We start from the raw sequence: 18,256 nt of genomic DNA, 5'->3' as shown, positions 1-18,256 counted from the left end.
GGCGGCGTGGAATCCGCACGCTGGGAAAGGGCACAGGAAGGCGGCGGCATGACTCAGACGGCTGACGGCCCCACCGGCGCCGGGCAGGGCGCGGGCGCCGGCGCCGCGACGGCGACGCCCCCGGGTGGAACACCCCTGCCACCGAGCGCGCGTTCGGAGCCCGAGCCGCACGGCTTGGGCGCCTCGGTGCTGCCCACCGACTCCTACGCCAAGGCGCAGGGCACCTTCCCGTACGCGGCCGACCTGTGGGCCGACGGACTGCTGTGGGCTGCGGTGCACCGCTCGCCCCACCCGCACGCGCGCGTCGTGGCGATCGATACGGAGGAAGCCGCCAGGATGCCCGGCGTCCAGGCGGTGGTCACGCACGCGGACGTCACCGGCGACGCGGCGCACGGGCGCAAGATCGCCGACCAGCCCGCGTTCGCCCGGGACGTGGTGCGCTACCACGGCGAGCCCATCGCCGCCGTCGCCGCCGACCATCCGGACACCGCACGGCTGGCCGCCGCCGCCATCGCCGTCGAGTACGAGGTGCTGGAGCCCGTCACCGACCCGGAGAAGGCGTTCGAGGCGGAACCGCTGCACCCGGACGGCAACCTGCTGCGCCACATCCCGCTGCGCTACGGCGACCCGGAGGTGAGCGGCGACGTCGTCGTGGAAGGGCTCTACCGGGTCGGCCGCCAGGATCCGGCGCCGATCGGGGCCGAGGCGGCGCTCGCGGTGCCCCGCCCGGACGGCGGCGTGGAGATCTACACCGCCACCACCGACCCGCACACCGACCGCGACCTGGCCGCCGCCTGCTTCGGGCTGCCGCCGGAGCAGGTCAAGATCGTGGTGACCGGCGTGCCGGGGGCCATGGGCGACCGCGAGGACGCCGGGCTCCACGTGCCGCTGGGGCTGCTGGCGATGCGCACGGGCTGCCCGGTGAAGATCGCACTGAACCGCGAGGAGTCCTTCCTCAGCCACACCCACCGCCATCCCACCCTCCTGCGCTACCGCCACCACGCGGACAGCGAGGGGAAGCTGGTGAAGGTCGAGGCGCAGATCCTGCTCGACGGCGGCGCGTACGCCGACACCTCAGCGGACGCGCTGGCCACCGCCGTCTCCTTCGCGTGCGGCCCGTACGTCGTGCCGCACGCGGTGATCGACGGCTGGGTGGTGCGCACCAACAACCCGCCGTCGGGGCACGTACGCGGCGAGGGCTCACTCCAGGTGTGCGCCGCCTACGAGGGGCAGATGGACAAGCTCGCCGAGCGGCTGGGGCTCGACCCGGCCGACGTGCGGGCCCGCAACGCGCTGGCCACCGGCGACCTGCTGCCCACGGGCCAGACGGTGACCTGCCCGGCCCCGGTGGGCGAACTGCTCGACGCCGTACGCGAGGCGCCGCTGCCGCCGCTGCCCAAGGACGCGCCGGAGGAGGACTGGCTGCTGCCCGGCGGGCCCGAGGGCGCGGGCGACCCCTCGGCCGTCCGGCGCGGCGTCGGCTACGCGCTCGGCATGGTGCACCTGCTCGGCGCGGAGGGGACCGACGAGGTCTCGACGGCGACGGTGAAGGTCAACGGGCCCGTCGCCACGGTGATGTGCGCCGCCGTCGAGGCCGGACAGGGCTTCGACACGCTGGCTCGGCAGATCGTGCAGGACGTCCTGGGCATCGACGAGGTGCACGTGGCCTCCGTCGACACCGACCAGCCCCCGTCCGGCGCCGGCGGTCGCGGACGGCACACCTGGGTGTCGGGCGGAGCCGTCGAGCGGGCGGCCAAGATGGTACGCACGCAACTGCTCCAGCCCCTCGCGGCCAAGTTCGGCATGTCCACGGAGCTGCTGAGCGTCGCGGACGGGAAGATCACCTCCTACGACGGTGTCCTGTCCACGACGGTCGCGGAGATGCTGGAGGGCAAGGAACTGTGGGCCACCGCCCAGTGCCGCCCCCACCCGACCGAACCGCTGGACGCCTGGGGGCAGGGAGACGCGTTCGTCGGCCTCGCCTTCGCCGCCGTGCGGGCCGTCGTCGACGTCGACATCGAACTCGGCTCCGTACGGGTGGTGGAGGTCGCGCTCGCCCAGGACGTCGGCGCCGTTCTCAACCCGCGGCAGCTGCGTGCCAGGCTGGAGGCCGGGATCACCCAGGGCATCGGCGCGGCGCTCACCGAGCACCTGCGCGTCGCCAAGGGGCAGGTGCGGCACCCCGACTTCACGGCGTACGCACTGCCCACGGCGTTGGACGCGCCCGACATCCGGATCGTGAAACTGGTCGAGGAGCGCGACGTCGTCGCGCCGTTCGGCGCGAAGGCCGCCTCGAGCGTGCCGGTCGTCACGGCCCCGGCGGCGGTGGCCTCGGCGGTGCGGGCCGCCACGGGCCGGCCGGTCAACCGCCTGCCCATCCGGCCCCAGGCCGCCGTGGGCGGGTAACGCGCGTCACCCGCCCACGGGCCCGGACCCGCAGGGTTCAGGTGGTGAGCAGGACCCCGCCGTAGGAGGCGCCCGCGACGACGATCCAGGAGCAGAGCCCGAGGGCGGCCACCCTGCCCCCGGTCCTGGCCAGCGTCGGCAGGTGCACCGCGCTGCCGAGCCCGAACAGGGCGGCGGCCAGCAGGACTTCCCTGAGCCACCCGGCGCCGCCGACGGCGGCGTCCGGGAGCCACCCGGTGGTGCGCAGCGCCACCAGGGCGAGGAAGCCGACGACGAACAGCGGCACGAGCGGCGGCCGTTGCGCCCCGGCGGGTGTCTTCCTGCGCCGGCGCAGGGCGAGCGCCATGGCGGCGACGAGCGGGGCCAGCATCATGACGCGGAGGAGCTTGACGAGGACGGCCTGGCCCAGCGCCGCGGGCCCCGCCGTCTGCGCGGTGGCGACGACCTGGCCGACGTCGTGGACTCCGGCGCCGACCCAGCGCCCGAACTGCCCCGCGTCCAGGCCGAGGGGGGCGTGGAGCAGGGGCAGGACGGCGATGGCGAGGGTGCCGCACAGGGTGACGAGGGCGACCGAGGTGGCGACGTCCTCCTCCTCGCTGCCGCGTACGTCGCTGACCGCGCCGATGGCCGAGGCGCCGCAGATCGAGTAGCCGGTCGCGACGAGGACGGGCTGGTCGCCGCGCAGGCCGAGCCTGCGGCCGAGCCAGACCGTCCCGGCGAAGGTGGCGGCGACGACGCACAGGACCATGGCGACGGTGGCCCAGCCGAGGCCGAGTACGTCGCCGAGGCTCAACTCCAGGCCGAGCAGGACGATGCCGAGCCGCATCAGGCGCTTGCCCGCGAGGGTGAGCCCCGGCCGCGCGGCGCCGCGCACGAGCCCGCGTACTCCGGGGAGGTGGGCGGCGGCAATGCCGAGGACCACGGCCGCGGTGAGCATCGGCACGGCGGGCAGCAGCAGGTGCACGGCGGAGGCGGCGACGACGCCGAGGGCCGCCAGGGCGAGCCCCGGCAGCCTGCTGGGCGTCCGGGCCGGGGGCGCGGACACGGGAGCTCGCGACCCAGGCGAGCCCGCCGGCCCCGGCGAGCCCGCCGGTTCCGGCGACCCCGCTGACGCCGGAGAGGCGCCCGTGCCGGCGCGGTGGCCCAGCAGGGCCATCAGGCGTCGGCCGGCAGGTCGTAGACGCGGCGCACGCTGCTGCCGAGCCGCGAGATGTCCGCGCCGTAGACGTGCAGGGAGACGGCGAGCCCGTCGCAGCCGTTCCACACCCGGTGGATGTCGCCGGGCGGCGCGAACCCGCACACGGAACCGAGCGGATTGACGACGTCCTCGGTGGCGACGAGGCGGGCGCTGCCGCCCGCGGCCTCGGCGGGCAGCAGCCGGTAGCGGCGTTCGTGCTCCTCGCCCTGGTGGACGCCGGTCACGCACCAGGAGACGTGGTCGTGGACGGCGGTGCCCTGCCCCGGCAGCCACACGAGGGCGACGAGCGAGAAGCTGCCGTCGCGTTCGGCGTGCAGCACGTGCTGGCGGTAGTGCGCGGGGTCGGGCTCGCACTGGGCGGGCGTCAGCAGACCCTCGGCACCGAGGTGGGGTGCGAGTTTCTCCCCGACCAGGTAGGCGGTCACGTCCGGCGGCAGGCCCCGGCCGACGGCCTCGCGCACGTCCGCGATGAGGGCGCGCAGGCGCTCCGTCGTGGGGGTGGGTGTCTCGGTCGTCGTCGCTGTCATAGGGGCAGCGTCGTGCCGGGCCTTCCCGGCGTCCAACGACGGTTCGTTGGGGTCTCCCTCAGCGGTGCTTATGGATGGGGGAGCGCGCGCCGCCGGGGCTCAGCAGCCCACGCGCCGGTCCGCCGCGCGGCGGAGGGCGTCCAGTACGCGTGCGGTCGCCGGGACGCGGAGGTGTTCGCGCAGCACGTACGCGGAGACCTGGCGCCGGGAGGCGGGGTCCAGGGCGCGCCCCGTGACCTTCTCGTGGACGAGGAAGGAGAGGACGAGCCCCGGCACCATGGCGATGCCCAGACCTTCGGCGACCAGGCTCTGCACCACGAGGTTGTCGTCGGTGGTGAACGCGATCTGTGGCGCGAAGCCGAGTTCGGCGCACTCGTGCAGGAAGTTGGTCCGGCAGCGCAGGCACCCTGCGATCCACCGCTCGTCGGCCAGCGCGTCGAGTTTGACGGCGCGGCGCCGGGCCATGGCGTGCCAGGTGGGGAGCAGGACGGTGAGCTGGTCCTCCAGGAGGGGGATCTCGACGAGCTCTTCGGGCACCTGTTCGCGCAGCCCGGGGTAGGTGAAGGCCAGGGTGATGTCGCACTCGCCGCGTACGACGCGCAGCAGCGACTCCGGGGGCTCTTCCTCCCGCAACTCGACCCGTATGCCGGGGTGCTCGGCGGCCAGTGAGGCGAGGGCCTCGGGGACGAGGGTGGCGCCCGCGCTGGGGAAGGAGCAGACGGTGACCTTGCCGGCGCGCAGCCGGGTGAGGGACTCCATCTGCTGCCGGGCCGTGCTGATGCTCTCCAGGATCACCTCGGAGTGCCGGGCGAGCGTCTCGCCGGCTTCGGTGAGCCGCATCGTCCGCCCGACGCGGAGGAACAGCGGGGAGCCCACGGACCGCTCCAGCGCCTTCATCTGCTGGGTGATCGCGGGCTGGGTGTAGCCGAGGGCGCGGGCGGCGGCGGAGTAGGAGCCCGCGCGCACGACTTCGTGGAAGGTGCGGATGTGCCGCGAGTCGAACATGACCGAACCATAAGCGGAATTTGGGTACGGGGTTCTGGCCGGGTTCCGGGCTTTTGGATCAGCCGTTCGGCTCCAGCGGGACGGCCGCCGGTGCGACCGCGCCGTCGGACGGCCGCGCCTCGGACGGCCGCGCCTCGGACGCCGCCGAACGAGACTGGGCACCGCTTCCGTCACTCCCGCCGCCGGAGCCGGGAGCGGCGGCGGCCTCGCGGGGGCGGAGCCGTCCCGCCACCCACACCCCGGCCAGGGCGACGAGGGCCGAGACGGCGTACACGGCGGCGAACGCGCCGGGCTCACCGGCCGTCGCCGCCTTCGAGCCCCCGTGCGGCCCTGACGCGCCGACGGTGACGGAGCCGCCGCCGAGCGCCGCGAAGAGGGCGCCGGTCACCGCGAGCAGCAGCACGTTGGACAGGCCGTCGGAGAGCTGGAGCGCGGCGGAGTTGCGGCCGGCCTCCTCGGGGGCGGAAAGACGCAGCAACAGCACGCTCAGCGAGGAGATCGTCAGCCCCATGCCGAAGCAGCCCACCCCCATCGCGACGGCGAGCGACCACACGGGCACCGAGTGGACGAGCACGAGCGGTGTGTAGCCGATGCCGACGACGACCAGGGCCATGCCGAGCCGTACGAGCCGCCGCCGGTGGGGTTCCATGCCGGGCCGCGACTGGGCGAAGGAACCCAGGGCCCACAGGGCGCCGCCGGCGGCGAGGGTGAGCCCCGCCATCGTCACGGACAGACCGCGCTGGGTGACCAGCATCAGGGGGACGAAGCTCTCGGCGACGACGTAGGACCCCGCGGCCACACCGCGCAGCAGGATGACGGCGGGCAGACCCCGGGCGGCGCGGGCGGTCCCGCGGGGCAGCAGCACCCGCAGGGAGGGCACCAGCAGGGCGATGCCCGCGGCGGCGGGCACCACGGCGATCCAACTGCGGTCCTGGCCGGCGTACTGGAGCAGCCCCGCGCCCAGCGCGACGGCGAGGGCGAGCCGGATGCGCCGCGCGTCACCGTCGACGGGCTTGCCGGCCCCGGCGGCCGGGCGCGTAGCGGCGCCCTCGGGCGGCCCCGAGGCCCGGCGCCGCAGCGGCGGCAGCATCACCAGCAGCGGCACCACGACGAGCGCCGGAATGCCCAGGAACACCCAGCGCCAGCCGAGGTGCTCGGTGACGGTTCCCGAGAGCAGCGGGCCGACGATGGAGGGCACCACCCAGGAGGCGGCGAAGGAGGCCATCACGGTGGGGCGCAGGTGTTCGGGGTAGGCGCGGCTGACGGTCACGTACAGCGCGACGATCACGAGTCCGCCGCCGACGCCCTGCACGGCGCGGCCCAGCACGAAGATCCACATGGCGGCGGCCGTACCGGAGAGCACCAGGCCCGCGGCGAACAGTGCGATGCCGGTGGCCAGCGGCGGCAGCGGCCCGCGCCGGTCGCACCACTGCCCCGAGGTGACCATGCCGACGATGGAGGTCGTGAAGAACGCGGAGAACGCGTACGCGTACAGGGAGATGCCGTCCAGTTCGTCGGCGGCCAGCGGCATCGCCGTCCCCACGGCGGTCGCCTCGAAGGCGATGAGGAGGACGACGGAGACGATGCCGAGCGTCAACGGCCGGTGCGCGGCGCTGAGCACGGACTCCTTGCGGAGGGCGGCCGGACCTGCGGCCTGCGGGGTCTCGGACGCTGACATGTGCCCCACGGTAGGCGCCGGACCCGCGGCCCGACACCTACTTGTGGGTCGGCACCCGCTCGTTCTTCGGTCCTAGGCGCGAGGTCTCACGGGGCCTCACGGGGTCTCGCGAGGACTCACGAGATCGGTGCCCAGGTGCCGGGCGCCACGCGGGAGCGGGGCGGGACCCGGCTCGCGCCGGGCCCCGCGGGAGGGTCAGCCCTTGACCAGTTTCATGTAGGCGTCCCAGTCCCAGTGCTCGCCCGGGTCGGTGTGGTCGTTGCCGGGCGCCTCGCTGTGGCCGATGATGTGCTCCCGGTCCAGCGGGATGCCGTGCTCGTCGGCGAGGTGGCGGGTCAGCTTCGCGGAGGAGCGGTACATGGCGTCGGTGAACCAGGAAGGATCGTCGACGTAGCCCTCGTGCTCGATGCCCAGCGAGGAGGCGTTGGCGCTCCTGGCGTGGTAGGCGGTGTCCGCGTCGCGCACCATCTGGGTGACGTCGCCGTCGGAGGAGCGCACCACGTAGTGGGCGCTGACCTTGGCCTCGGGGTTCTGGAACCAGCTGATGGAGCCCGCGTAGGAGCCCTGGGTCACGTGAATGACGATCTTGTCGAGCTTCTCGGCGCGGCCCGCGCGGTAGTTGGCGGGGTCGGCGGGCGTCCAGGTGGCGTCCGGGTAGTCGGGGCTCTCGGCGGCGGGGGAGGAGGCGCTCATCCCGGCCTTGTCGGGGTGGACGTCGCGCCCGGCCACCGTGATCTTCTCGCCGCCCTGGCCCGTGCCGCGCACGCCGTCTTCCAGCAGGTCGTAGACGGTGTCGGCGTACAGTCTCGCGGTCGCGCCCGAGGCGCCGCCGTAGCGGGCGACGGCCGGGTACCAGGCGTCCACGTCGTGGCGGTCCGCGGCGCTCATGCCCAGCTTGTCGGCGTAGGCGCGCAGCACGGCGGCGCCGCCGTGGATGTTGGCGTCGGTGTCCTTACGCAGCTCGGAGACGGGCTCGCCCGTGAGCTGCGCGGCCTTCTCCAGCGTGTGTCTGGTGGGGTTGCTGACCAGGTGCATCACGCCGTATCCGCCCGCCTGGCTGGGCTTGCCGTTGTGGCCGTCGAAGTGCGTCTCGCCGTATCCGACGGCGGCCAGCAGGTCGCGCGGGACGCCGTACTCCTCGGCGGCGTCGCTGAACGACTCGTTCATGGAGGGTCCCGGCTCGCTGCCGTCGGATGGTCCGGCGGTGGCCGGCTGGCCGCCGACCCCGGTGACCAGCAGCGCTGCCGCGGCGGCGACGGAGAGGGCGGCGGCGCTCAGCCTGCCGCGCCGCCGGACGTGGGTGTGAGGGGACTGAGGGGACTGAGGGGACTCAGGGGACATGGCTGCTCCTGGTGTGGGGGGATGGAGCTGAGGCGCCTGAGCCCGTCACAGTACCGACGTGGTTAGGACATGACAACGACTTCGCGGTGCGTCACCGTGACCTCACCCGTAAGGTGACGTCGCCTCAGCACCTCTCGCACCAGGACCAGTTGAAGGCGAAGCCCAGTCGGACGCGGAAAAGCCGGGGTCCGACCTCCGCGAGGTCGGACCCCGGCACCGGTGTCTACGGTCAGCGGGAGGTCAGCGGGAGGTCAGCGGGAGAAGGCGGAGCCCAGCCCGGAGCCCTTCTCGGGGCCACCGAGGGTCTTGGGGCCGTAGGAGACGACGCCGTCGGCCGTCAGACCGCCGTCGGCACCCCGCAGCACCCACACCGCGCCCGCGTCCGTGGCCGAGGCGTCGCCGTCCTCGCCCGGGGCGCCGACCGCGAGGTCGTCACGGCCGTCGTTGTCGGTGTCGCCGAAGCCCAGCGCCGCGCCGAAGCGGTCCCCGGCCTCCACGGCACCGGGCACGCCCGCGGTGCCCTGGTCCCAGTTCTTCGCGCCGGCGCCCGTCAGGCCGTCCTTGCCGCCCAGCAGCTGGACCACCGCGCCGGTGTCCTTGCCCGCCGCGCCGCTGCCGATGTCCTCCCCGGGCACGCCAACGGCGATGTCCGCGTACCCGTCACCGTTGACGTCGCCCGCGGCCAGCGCCTTGCCGAACTCGTCGCCCTCCTCGTTGGCGCCGGGCACACCCGGGCTGTTCTGGGTGAGCGTGGTGGTCTTCTCGGTGCTCGGGCCCTGCGCGGAACCGTAGAGGACCTTGACGGTGCCGTGGTCGTGCGGCAGGTCCTCCACGACGCCGCCGGGGACGGTACGGATCACCAGGTCGCCGAAGCCGTCCTTGTTCACGTCGGCGATCACGGCGGTCTCCGCGTCGTCCACGTCCTGCGCCTTGTCGACCAGGCCGTCCTTGGAGCCCGTGTAGAACTCGCTGGACTCGGACATCTCCTCGAACGCGTGCGTGGTGACCAGGTCGTCCGCGCCGTCCCCGGTGACGTCCCCCGCCGTCAGGGAGGTGGGCGCGAAGGTGTGGCCGGTCTTGACCTGGCCGGTCCTGGCGGGCTTGCCCTCCCGGGTGAAGCCGCCGTAGAGCACCTCCACCGTGTCGTCGAACTGGCCGCCCGCCAGCGCCAGGTCCGCCTTGCCGTCGCCGTCGAAGTCCCCGGCGGCCAGCTGGGCGCCGCCGTCGGCGGAGACCTTGCTGCCGCTTGTCAGACCCTTGCCCTTCTCGCCCCACAGGATGACGGCGCCCCCGCCGCCGGCGACTGCCAGGTCGGTGACCCCGTCCCCGTCGAAGTCCCGGGCCGCGGTCTGGCCGCCGAAGTTCCCGTAGTCCTCGACACTGCCGGGCACGGCCTCGCTGTTGGCGCTGAAGAGCTGCCGCTTCGTGGTGCTCGTGCCCTTGGCCGAGCCGTAGGTGACGGTGAGATAGCCCGCGTACTGCTTGCCCGCGACGGTCGCCTTCGGGGCGCCGCTGACGGTGTCCGCGTATCCGTCCCCGTCGAAGTCCGCCTTCGGCGCGGCGGCCCCGGACGCGGCCGCGGCGCTGCCGTCGGCCGCCGCGGCGGGCGCCGCGTAGGCCGGCACCGCCACGGCGGTGGAGCCTGCCAGCAGCGCGGCCGTCACCCCGATGACGCGGGCGACGGTGGCCGTGGCGGTGGCTTTGTTGCGGTGGAGCACGTGTCCTCCTGTGGTCGGACGCTCCGAACCCCCGGCGCAGTAGACGGGTGTTGCCTGCGGGGACGGGCCGGGACCGGTGCGATGGTCGTTCATACATGAGACACACGAGGCGGCCGCAGGGTTGCACCTCCGTCATCAACTCCCCTCGGAACCGCACAGAAACGCTCGCGCACGCACGCGGGACGCCACATGCGGGACGCCACACGCGGGCGTCGGACACTGGGCACCGGACACCGGCCGAAAGGACACCCCCGTGGCACGCTCAGCCCGACCCGAAGGCCCCGAACCCGCGCTGGGAGCCATGACGTTGCTCGCCGCGGCCGTCGTCGTACACGACCGTGCCGCCCGACGCGTCCTCCTGCTCGAACGCGGCCCCGCCGCGAAGTTCGGCCAGGGCCTGTGGGACCTGCCCACCGGCAAGAGCGAACCGGGCGAACCGGTGACCCGCACCGCCGTACGCGAGCTGTGGGAGGAGACCGGGCTCACGGTGGCGCCCGAGGACCTGAGCCTTGCCCACGTCGTCCACGGGCCGTGGGGTGTGGAGGCGCCGAACGGCTACCTCGTCGTCGTCTTCGAGGCGCACCGCTGGCACGGCGAACCGTGCAACCGGGAGCCCGACAAGCACGCGGCGGTCCGCTGGGTGCCCACCGGCGCGCTCCCCGAGGCCATGGTGCCCAGCAGCCAGGCAGCGCTCCGGCGCTGTCTGGCGGAGGGCCCCGGGGTGTGGCTGGCGGGACGTTGGTCACAGCCCCCGGCAGCCGGCCAGGACACCCCGCGGCCCCGGTAGGGTTGCGGACGGCCAACGCCCTACCGGCCGCAGAACCGGCGGCCGACCCGGCGGCCGCCGTGCCGCCCGTACCCGCACCCGTCGCCCCGGAGACCGTGACTACCACCCCCACCACCCCCAGCAACAACACGCACCTGTCACCCGCCTTCCCCGGCCGTGCCCCCTGGGGCACCGCCAACAAGCTGCGGGCCTGGCAGCAGGCGGCGATGGACGCGTACCTGGAGCGGCAGCCGCGCGACTTCCTGGCGGTCGCGACCCCGGGTGCGGGCAAGACCACGTTCGCCCTGACGCTCGCCTCCTGGCTGCTGCACCACCACGTGGTGCAGCAGGTGACCGTCGTCGCGCCGACCGAGCACCTGAAGAAGCAGTGGGCCGAGGCGGCGGCGCGCGTGGGGATCAAGCTGGACCCCGACTACAGCGCGGGCCCGCTGAGCAAGGAGTACCACGGGGTCGCCCTCACCTACGCGGGCGTCGGCGTGCGGCCCATGCTGCACCGCAACCGCGTCGAACAGCGCAAGACCCTCGTCATCCTCGACGAGATCCACCACGCCGGTGACAGCCGCTCGTGGGGCGAGGCGTGCCTGGAGGCGTTCGAGCCGGCGACCCGGCGCCTGGCACTGACCGGTACGCCCTTCCGCTCGGACACCAACCCGATCCCGTTCGTCGAGTACGCCGAGGACGGCGACGGGGTGCGCCGCTCGGTGGCCGACTACACCTACGGCTACGGCGACGCGCTCGCCAACGGCGTCGTGCGGCCCGTCATCTTCCTCTCCTACAGCGGCAACATGCGCTGGCGCACCAAGGCAGGGGACGAGATCGAGGCGCGGCTCGGCGAGCCGATGACCAAGGACGCGGTCTCCCAGGCCTGGCGCACCGCGCTCGACCCGCGCGGGGAGTGGATGCCCGCCGTGCTGCGCGCGGCCGACCACCGGCTGAGCGAGGTCCGCAAGGCGGTGCCCGACGCCGGCGGCCTCGTCATCGCCTCAGACCAGGACCAGGCCCGCGCCTACGCCAAGCTGCTGCGCGAGATCACCGGCACCGGGCCCACCGTCGTCCTGTCCGACGACACCGGGGCCTCACAGCGCATCGAGGACTTCAGGCACGGCGAGACGCGGTGGATGGTCGCCGTCCGCATGGTCTCCGAGGGCGTCGACGTGCCGCGCCTCGCGGTCGGCGTGTACGCGACGACCGTCTCCACCCCGCTGTTCTTCGCGCAGGCCGTCGGCCGCTTCGTCCGCTCCCGGCGGCGCGGCGAGACCGCCTCGGTCTTCCTGCCGACGATCCCCACGCTGCTGACCTTCGCCAACGAGATGGAGGTCGAGCGCGACCACGTCCTCGACAAGCCGAAGAAGGACACCGAGGACGACCCGTACGCCGAAGAGGCCGACCTGCTCAAGGAGGCCGAGCAGGAAAAAGACGAGGATACGGGGGAACAGGACCAGCTGCCCTTCGAGGCGCTGGAGTCCGACGCCGTCTTCGACCGGGTGATGTACGACGGCGCCGAGTTCGGCATGCAGGCGCACCCGGGCAGCGAGGAGGAACAGGACTACCTCGGCATCCCCGGGCTGCTGGAGCCCGACCAGGTGCAGATGCTGCTCCAGAAACGGCAGGCACGGCAGATCGCGCACAGCAGGAAGAAGCCGGACAGCGAGGCCGACCTGCTGGAGAAGCCCGCCGAGCAGCGCCCCGTCGTCACGCACAAGGAACTGCTGGAGAAGCGGAAACAGCTCAACACCCTCGTCGGCGCCTACGTCCACCAGAGCGGCAAGCCGCACGGGGTCGTCCACACCGAGCTGCGCCGCGTCTGCGGCGGGCCGCCCAGCGCGGAGGCGACGGCCGGGCAGATCGAGGCCCGCATCGCCAAGGTTCGCGAGTGGGCGACACGCATGAAGTAGCGAGCGGTGCCCGAACGGGCCCGCTCTCCGCGCGGAAAGCCCGTTTCCGTACCCCGCACGGGCCCGTTCCCGCACGCCGCGAGGGCGGCTTTTTCGGGATGTTCACGGCGAACGCGGGCACCCGGAGACCGGATTCTGGACAGACTCTTCCGGTCAGCGGTGCGCCTCGCTACATTCCCCGGACACACGACCCGTGGCGGTGCCGCCACGGGCGGCCGGTTATCCCGTTGACACTCAGCTTGCCCAGCTTGTGACGCACCAGCTCTTGCAAGTGCCACCGCGACCGGCGGCCTCCAGCGCTGCGCTCGGGGTGCCGACCCAGGCCGGAGGCCGGGGAGGCGACCCCTCACGCGTCGGCATCCGCGGCTGCCGTCACTCACCCGAGGGAGGGGGGCGTCGTGACCGCGGAGACCTCTCAGACGCTCGACCGAGGGCTGCGTGTCCTCAAATTACTGGCCGACACCGACCACGGCCTCACCGTCACCGAGCTGTCCAACAAGCTCGGCGTCAACCGCACGGTGGTCTACCGGCTGCTCGCCACCCTGGAACAACACGCCCTGGTCCGCCGCGACCTGGGCGGCAGGGCCCGCGTCGGACTCGGTGTGCTCCGCCTCGGACGGCAGGTCCACCCCCTGGTCAGGGAAGCGGCGCTGCCCGCGCTCCGCGCGCTCGCCGAGGAGGTCGGCGCCACCGCGCACCTCACCCTGGTCGACGGCACCGAGGCGCTGGCGGTCGCGGTGGTCGAACCGAGCTGGACGGACTACCACGTGGCCTACCGCACCGGCTTCCGCCACCCCCTCGACAAGGGAGCCGCGGGCCGGGCGATCCTCGACGGGCGCAGACCCGACGACGAACGGCAGCCCGGGTTCGTCCTCACCCACGGCGAACTGGAGGCGGGCGCCAGCGGCGCCGCCGCCCCCGTCCTCGGGGTCAGCGGCATCGAGGGCAGCGTGGGCGTGGTCATGCTCTCCGAGACGGTCCCCGAACGCATCGGACACCGCGTCGTCCGCGCCGCCAACCAGGTCGCGGACGCCCTGCGCTGAGCCGCTGCGCGGATCCGCTGCGCTGAGCTGAGCAGCTGCGTTGTGCTGAGCCACCATGCTGCGTGGAGCCGCCTCGCTGTGTGGAGCCGCGACGCTGTGCTGGGCGGTGGCGCCGTGCTGAGCCGGCGGCCGGTGTCGAGCCCTGGACCGTGCCCCGACGGTGCCGCACCGGCGGGGAGGGGCAGGGCGCGGCCCCGCGCGCGTTCGGCACCTGCCGGGGTCGGTAGATTGCGGGGGTGTCCGAATCCAGCACCCGCACCCAGGGCCCCGGCGGGCCGCGCCCGCGGCTGACCCGCGGCCGCGTCCTCGCGCTGTGCGCGCTGCCCGTCGTCCTGCTGTTCGTCGTGGCGCTGTGCGCACCGCTGCCGTACTCGCTCGCCCAGCCAGGGGAGACCGCGAACGTGCTCGGCAAGCGCGGCGGCGAACCCGTCATCTCCGTCGAGGGCACGCGGCCGCGGGCCGAGGACGGTACGGACGGCAAGGACGGGGGACGGCTGCTGTCGGTGACCATCGCCGCCACCCAGCCCGAGGCCACCGTGCGCCTGCCGGACGTGGTGCGCTCCTGGTTCCGCGAGGACCGGGCCGTGATGCCCCGCGAGGCCGTCTACCCCGGCGGCGGCGACACCCGGGACGCCGAGCGGCGCATCGCCCAGGAGATGAAGAACTCCCAGGACGAGGCTGTCACGGCCGCCCTGCGACAGCTGCACATGTCCCCGGACGACGTCGATGTCACGCTGCGCCTCGGCGATGTGGGCGGACCCAGCGCCGGCCTGTTCTTCGCGCTCGGCATCGTCGACAAACTGGACGGCGACGGTACCGGCAGCGGCGGGCTCACCGGCGGCCGCACCATCGCCGGTACGGGCACCATCGACGGGAAGGGCGAGGTCGGCCCGGTCGGCGGCATCCCGCTCAAGACCCAGGCCGCACGGCGCGACGGAGCCACCTACTTCCTGGTCCCCGCGTCGCAGTGCGGCGAGGCGGGCGCCCAGCTGCCCGCGGGGCTGCGGCTGGTACCGGTGAGCACACTGGACGGCGCACTCGACGCGCTCGAGGAAATCCGCACGGACGGGAAGATCCCGCACTGCTGAGCGCGGTCGGGCAGCGACGTCCTCCTCACCGGTGTCCGCTGTCGTCGGCGGCCTGGCGGACGAGGGGAACGATGCGGGAGGGTACCGGGTTCTCCATGACGATGGCGGTGGAGGCGCGGACGATGCCCTGGATGCCGACGACGAGGTCGATCACCCGTTGCAGGTCGGCGTTCGAGCGGGCGACCAGCCGGCAGAGCATGTCGCCGCTGCCGGTCGTGGTGTGCAGTTCCAGCACCTCGGGCACCGTCGCCAGGTGCGCCCGCACGTCGGCGCCCTGACCCTGCTTGATCTCCAGGGTGGCGAACGCGGTGACCGGATAGCCGAGGGCGGCCGGGTCGACCTCGGGGCCGAAACCGCGGATGACGCCGCCCGAGGTCAGCCGGTCGAGCCGCGCCTGCGCCGTCCCGCGGGCCACACCGAGCCGCCGGGAGAGCTCCAGCACCCCGATCCTGGGCTCCTCGGCGAGCAGTTCCAGCATGCGCGCGTCCAGCCGGTCGATGCCCATGGCGTCCTCTCCCTGCGGCGTGAGTGTGGGGGCGGAGCGAGGGTGCACAGATTGCGCACATCGTCCGCCCGCACCCGGGTTCTGCTGAACAAGATGCCCAGTAAAAACGCAAACTATTGCGCACCTTGCGGACCGGCGGGACGCTTCCGCCATGACTGCATCCCCGGGAACACCCACCAGCGCAGCAGCCCCGCAGACCGCACGGCAGGCAGACCCCTTCCCGGTCAAGGGGATGGACGCGGTCGTCTTCGCCGTCGGCAACGCCAAGCAGGCGGCCCACTACTACTCGACCGCTTTCGGCATGCGGACCGTCGCCTACTCGGGCCCCGAGAACGGCAGCCGCGAGACGGCCAGTTACGTGCTGGAGTCCGGCTCGGCCCGGTTCGTCTTCACCTCCGTCATCCGCCCCACCACCGACTGGGGCCGCTTCCTCGCCGAGCACGTCGCCGCGCACGGGGACGGCGTCATCGACCTGGCCATCGAGGTCCCCGACGCCCGCGCCGCGTACGCGTACGCCGTCGAACACGGCGCCCGCGGTATCGAGGAGCCGTACGAGACCAAGGACGAGAACGGCACCGTCGTCCGCGCCGCCATCGCCACCTACGGCGAGACCCGCCACACCCTCGTCGAACGCACCGGCTACGACGGCCCCTACCTGCCCGGCTTCACCGCCATGGCCCCGATGGTCGCCCCGCCGGAGAAGAGGGTGTTCCAGGCCATCGACCACTGTGTCGGCAACGTCGAACTCGGCCGGATGAACGAGTGGGTCGGCTTCTACAACAAGGTCATGGGCTTCACGAACATGAAGGAGTTCGTCGGCGACGACATCGCCACCGAGTACTCCGCGCTCATGTCGAAGGTCGTGGCCGACGGCACGCTCAAGGTCAAGTTCCCCATCAACGAGCCCGCCGTCGCCCAGAAGAAGTCCCAGATCGACGAGTACCTGGAGTTCTACGGCGGCGCGGGCGTCCAGCACCTCGCGCTCGCCACGAACGACATCGTCTCCTCGGTGCGGGCCATGCGGGCCGCGGGCGTCCAGTTCCTCGACACCCCCGACGCGTACTACGACACGCTGGGGGAGTGGGCGGGCGAGACCCGCGTGCCCGTGGAGACCCTGCGCGAGCTGAAGATCCTCGTCGACCGCGACGAGGACGGCTACCTGCTGCAGATCTTCACCAAGCCGGTCCAGGACCGTCCGACCGTCTTCTTCGAAATGATCGAGCGGCACGGCTCCATGGGCTTCGGCAAGGGCAACTTCAAGGCGCTGTTCGAAGCCATCGAGCGGGAGCAGGACCGGCGCGGCAACCTGTAGGACCTGTAGGACCTGTAGGACCAGTAGGAGGGGAGCTTGGGCCCCGCCCTCCCGCCGCCCGCGACAGCGGCCCGGTGGGAGGGCGGTGCCCAGGCCGCAGCAGCAGGGACAGCAAGGACAGCAGGCACAGCAGGAACGGCAGGTCAGCAGGTCGGCAGGGCAGCAGGTTCGGGGCCTTCCCGTGCCGTCCGCCGCCTGCCAGGCTGGGGACATGAGCGAGCTGATCGAACGGCTGGCCGAAGGCCTCCCCGAGGACGCGCTGCTGACCGACCCCGACGTCCTCGCCTCCTACGCGAACGACATGGCCAGCTTCTGCCCCGCGGGCGCCCCGACGGCCGTGGTCCTGCCGCGCACCGTCGAGCAGGTCCAGCACACCCTGCGCACCGCGAACGCCCTGCGGGTCCCCGTCGTCCCGCAGGGCGCCCGCACGGGCCTGTCCGGAGCGGCGAACGCCACCGACGGATGCGTGCTGCTGTCCCTCGTACGGATGGACCGCATCCTGGAGATCAACCCGGTTGACCGGATCGCGGTCGTCGAACCGGGAGTCGTCAACGCCACGCTCTCCCGAGCCGTGAACGAGCACGGGCTCTTCTACCCTCCCGACCCCTCCAGTTGGGAGATGTGCACGATCGGCGGCAACATCGGCACCGGATCCGGCGGGCTGTGCTGCGTCAAGTACGGGGTGACGGCCGAATACGTGCTCGGGCTCGACGTCGTCCTCGCGGACGGCCGGCTGCTGACCACCGGACGCCGCACCGCCAAGGGCGTGGCCGGATACGACCTCACCCGGCTGCTCGTCGGCTCGGAGGGCAGCCTGGGCATCGTCGTACGCGCCACCCTCGCCCTGAAGGCCGAGCCCTCCCGGCAACTCGCGCTCGCCGCCGAGTTCCCCTCCACGGACGCGGCCTGCGAGGCGGTCTGCCGGATCATGGAGGCCGGACACACGCCCGCGCTGCTGGAGCTGATGGACCGCACGACCGTGCGGGCCGTCAACGACATGACGAAGATGGGGCTCCCCGAGACCACCGAAGCCCTGCTGCTCGCGGCCTTCGACACGCCTGACCCCGCGCCGCAGCTGCGCGCGGTCGGCGACCTGTGCGCGGCGGCCGGGGCGAGCGAGGTGGTGCCGGCCGAGGACCCGGCCGAGTCCGAGATGCTGCTCCAGGCCCGGCGGGCCGCGCTGACCGCGCTGGAGGCCGTCAAGGGCACCTCGATGATCGACGACGTCTGCGTCCCGCGCACCCGCCTCGCCGACCTGCTCACCGGCACCGCCGAGATCGCCGAACGGCACAACCTGACCATCGGGGTCTGCGCCCACGCCGGGGACGGCAACACCCACCCCACGGTCTGCTTCGACGCCGCCGACGAGGACGAGTCCCGCCGCGCCCGGATCTCCTTCGACGAGATCATGGAACTGGGGCTGCGGCTGGGCGGCACCATCACCGGCGAGCACGGGGTCGGCCTGCTGAAGAAGACCTGGCTGGCCGAGGAGCTGGGCCCGGTCAGCCTGGATCTGCACCGCGCCGTCAAGAGCGCTTTCGACCCGCACGGCATCCTCAACCCGGGCAAGCTGTTCTGACCCCTGCCGGGCCCGAGCTGTGGGCCGTGGACCCTGGCCGTATGCCTGAGTTCTAAGTTCTGAGCTCCGAGCCCTGAGCTCTGAGCGCGAGGTCGTGTCGGCGTGGGCGCTCGGGCTCTCGCCCGGCCGCGCCGTACACGGTCCTGCACGGTTGTACGCGGTCCTACGCGTCCC

General features: G+C 73.2%; 13 protein-coding genes and 1 pseudogene. 7 read left to right on the top strand and 7 right to left on the bottom strand.

Annotated elements, in window-relative coordinates:
• Nucleotides 1-48: 48 nt before the first annotated feature.
• Nucleotides 49-2,406, top strand: coding sequence for a xanthine dehydrogenase family protein molybdopterin-binding subunit (locus MMF93_RS12615; RefSeq protein WP_242751403.1), 2,358 nt, complete (start codon nucleotides 49-51; stop codon nucleotides 2,404-2,406).
• A gap of 37 nt (nucleotides 2,407-2,443) precedes the next feature.
• Here the strand turns inward: MMF93_RS12615 and MMF93_RS12610 are convergent, their stop codons facing one another.
• The 6 genes and pseudogenes from MMF93_RS12610 to MMF93_RS12585 form a co-directional block, all read right to left on the bottom strand.
• Nucleotides 2,444-3,562 (bottom strand): YeiH family protein, encoded by a 1,119-nt coding sequence (locus tag MMF93_RS12610; protein WP_242751402.1) that lies wholly within the window; start codon nucleotides 3,560-3,562, stop codon nucleotides 2,444-2,446.
• Nucleotides 3,562-4,131 carry a cysteine dioxygenase family protein gene (locus MMF93_RS12605; RefSeq protein WP_242751401.1) on the bottom strand — a complete coding sequence of 190 codons (570 nt, stop codon included), beginning with the start codon at nucleotides 4,129-4,131 and terminating at the stop codon, nucleotides 3,562-3,564. Before MMF93_RS12605 ends, MMF93_RS12610 begins: the two co-directional genes overlap by 1 nt.
• Nucleotides 4,132-4,230: 99 nt before the next feature.
• The gene (locus MMF93_RS12600) at nucleotides 4,231-5,136 is read right to left on the bottom strand and encodes a LysR family transcriptional regulator (RefSeq protein ID WP_242751400.1); all 906 of its coding nucleotides are present in this window, start codon (nucleotides 5,134-5,136) and stop codon (nucleotides 4,231-4,233) included.
• A gap of 58 nt (nucleotides 5,137-5,194) precedes the next feature.
• A complete protein-coding gene (locus MMF93_RS12595; RefSeq protein WP_242751399.1) occupies nucleotides 5,195-6,814 on the bottom strand; it encodes an MFS transporter in 1,620 nt (539 codons plus the stop codon).
• A gap of 198 nt (nucleotides 6,815-7,012) precedes the next feature.
• Nucleotides 7,013-8,155 (bottom strand): annotated as a pseudogene (locus tag MMF93_RS12590) (N-acetylmuramoyl-L-alanine amidase); the annotation flags it as partial.
• 251 nt (nucleotides 8,156-8,406) lie between these two features.
• Nucleotides 8,407-9,873, bottom strand: coding sequence for an FG-GAP and VCBS repeat-containing protein (locus MMF93_RS12585; protein WP_242751398.1), 1,467 nt, complete (start codon nucleotides 9,871-9,873; stop codon nucleotides 8,407-8,409).
• A gap of 301 nt (nucleotides 9,874-10,174) precedes the next feature.
• Between MMF93_RS12585 and MMF93_RS12580 the strand changes: the two genes are divergently transcribed.
• The 4 genes from MMF93_RS12580 (at nucleotide 10,175) to MMF93_RS12565 (ending at nucleotide 14,686) form a co-directional block, all read left to right on the top strand.
• Nucleotides 10,175-10,660, top strand: coding sequence for an NUDIX domain-containing protein (locus MMF93_RS12580; RefSeq protein WP_242757517.1), 486 nt, complete (start codon nucleotides 10,175-10,177; stop codon nucleotides 10,658-10,660).
• Nucleotides 10,661-10,755: 95 nt separating this feature from the next.
• A complete protein-coding gene (locus MMF93_RS12575) occupies nucleotides 10,756-12,555 on the top strand; it encodes a DEAD/DEAH box helicase (protein WP_242751397.1) in 1,800 nt (599 codons plus the stop codon).
• Between the two features lie 398 nt (nucleotides 12,556-12,953).
• Nucleotides 12,954-13,598 (top strand): IclR family transcriptional regulator, encoded by a 645-nt coding sequence (locus MMF93_RS12570; RefSeq protein ID WP_242751396.1) that lies wholly within the window; start codon nucleotides 12,954-12,956, stop codon nucleotides 13,596-13,598.
• Nucleotides 13,599-13,834: 236 nt separating this feature from the next.
• Entirely contained in the window at nucleotides 13,835-14,686 is an 852-nt protein-coding gene (locus tag MMF93_RS12565; protein WP_242751395.1) for a S16 family serine protease, read from the top strand.
• Between the two features lie 25 nt (nucleotides 14,687-14,711).
• Here MMF93_RS12565 and MMF93_RS12560 read toward each other — a convergent pair whose 3' ends face one another.
• Nucleotides 14,712-15,191 (bottom strand): Lrp/AsnC family transcriptional regulator, encoded by a 480-nt coding sequence (locus MMF93_RS12560; RefSeq protein ID WP_242751394.1) that lies wholly within the window; start codon nucleotides 15,189-15,191, stop codon nucleotides 14,712-14,714.
• Between the two features lie 151 nt (nucleotides 15,192-15,342).
• On the opposite strand from MMF93_RS12560, the gene hppD reads away from it, so the two are divergent.
• Nucleotides 15,343-16,503, top strand: coding sequence for a 4-hydroxyphenylpyruvate dioxygenase (gene hppD, locus MMF93_RS12555; protein WP_242751393.1), 1,161 nt, complete (start codon nucleotides 15,343-15,345; stop codon nucleotides 16,501-16,503).
• A 211-nt stretch (nucleotides 16,504-16,714) separates the two neighbouring features.
• A complete protein-coding gene (locus MMF93_RS12550; RefSeq protein WP_242751392.1) occupies nucleotides 16,715-18,082 on the top strand; it encodes an FAD-binding oxidoreductase in 1,368 nt (455 codons plus the stop codon).
• Nucleotides 18,083-18,256: the final 174 nt, after the last annotated feature.

The sequence above is a fragment of the Streptomyces tubbatahanensis genome, from assembly GCF_022699385.1.
In the GTDB taxonomy this organism is placed as follows: Bacteria; Actinomycetota; Actinomycetes; order Streptomycetales; family Streptomycetaceae; genus Streptomyces; species Streptomyces diacarni.
Note: the sequence above shows the minus strand (reverse complement) of the source record. Positions and strands in the feature narration are given on the sequence as shown.

Excerpts from the sequence above, each read along its gene's own strand:
- MMF93_RS12615 (WP_242751403.1), top strand. The coding sequence starts at position 49 with ATGACTCAGACGGCTGACGGCCCCACCGGCGCCGGGCAGGGCGCGGGC.
- MMF93_RS12610 (WP_242751402.1), bottom strand. The coding sequence starts at position 3,562 with ATGGCCCTGCTGGGCCACCGCGCCGGCACGGGCGCCTCTCCGGCGTCA.
- MMF93_RS12605 (WP_242751401.1), bottom strand. The coding sequence starts at position 4,131 with ATGACAGCGACGACGACCGAGACACCCACCCCCACGACGGAGCGCCTG.
- MMF93_RS12600 (WP_242751400.1), bottom strand. The coding sequence starts at position 5,136 with ATGTTCGACTCGCGGCACATCCGCACCTTCCACGAAGTCGTGCGCGCG.
- MMF93_RS12595 (WP_242751399.1), bottom strand. The coding sequence starts at position 6,814 with ATGTCAGCGTCCGAGACCCCGCAGGCCGCAGGTCCGGCCGCCCTCCGC.
- MMF93_RS12580 (WP_242757517.1), top strand. The coding sequence starts at position 10,175 with ATGACGTTGCTCGCCGCGGCCGTCGTCGTACACGACCGTGCCGCCCGA.
- MMF93_RS12560 (WP_242751394.1), bottom strand. The coding sequence starts at position 15,191 with ATGGGCATCGACCGGCTGGACGCGCGCATGCTGGAACTGCTCGCCGAG.
- hppD (WP_242751393.1), top strand. The coding sequence starts at position 15,343 with ATGACTGCATCCCCGGGAACACCCACCAGCGCAGCAGCCCCGCAGACC.
- MMF93_RS12550 (WP_242751392.1), top strand. The coding sequence starts at position 16,715 with ATGAGCGAGCTGATCGAACGGCTGGCCGAAGGCCTCCCCGAGGACGCG.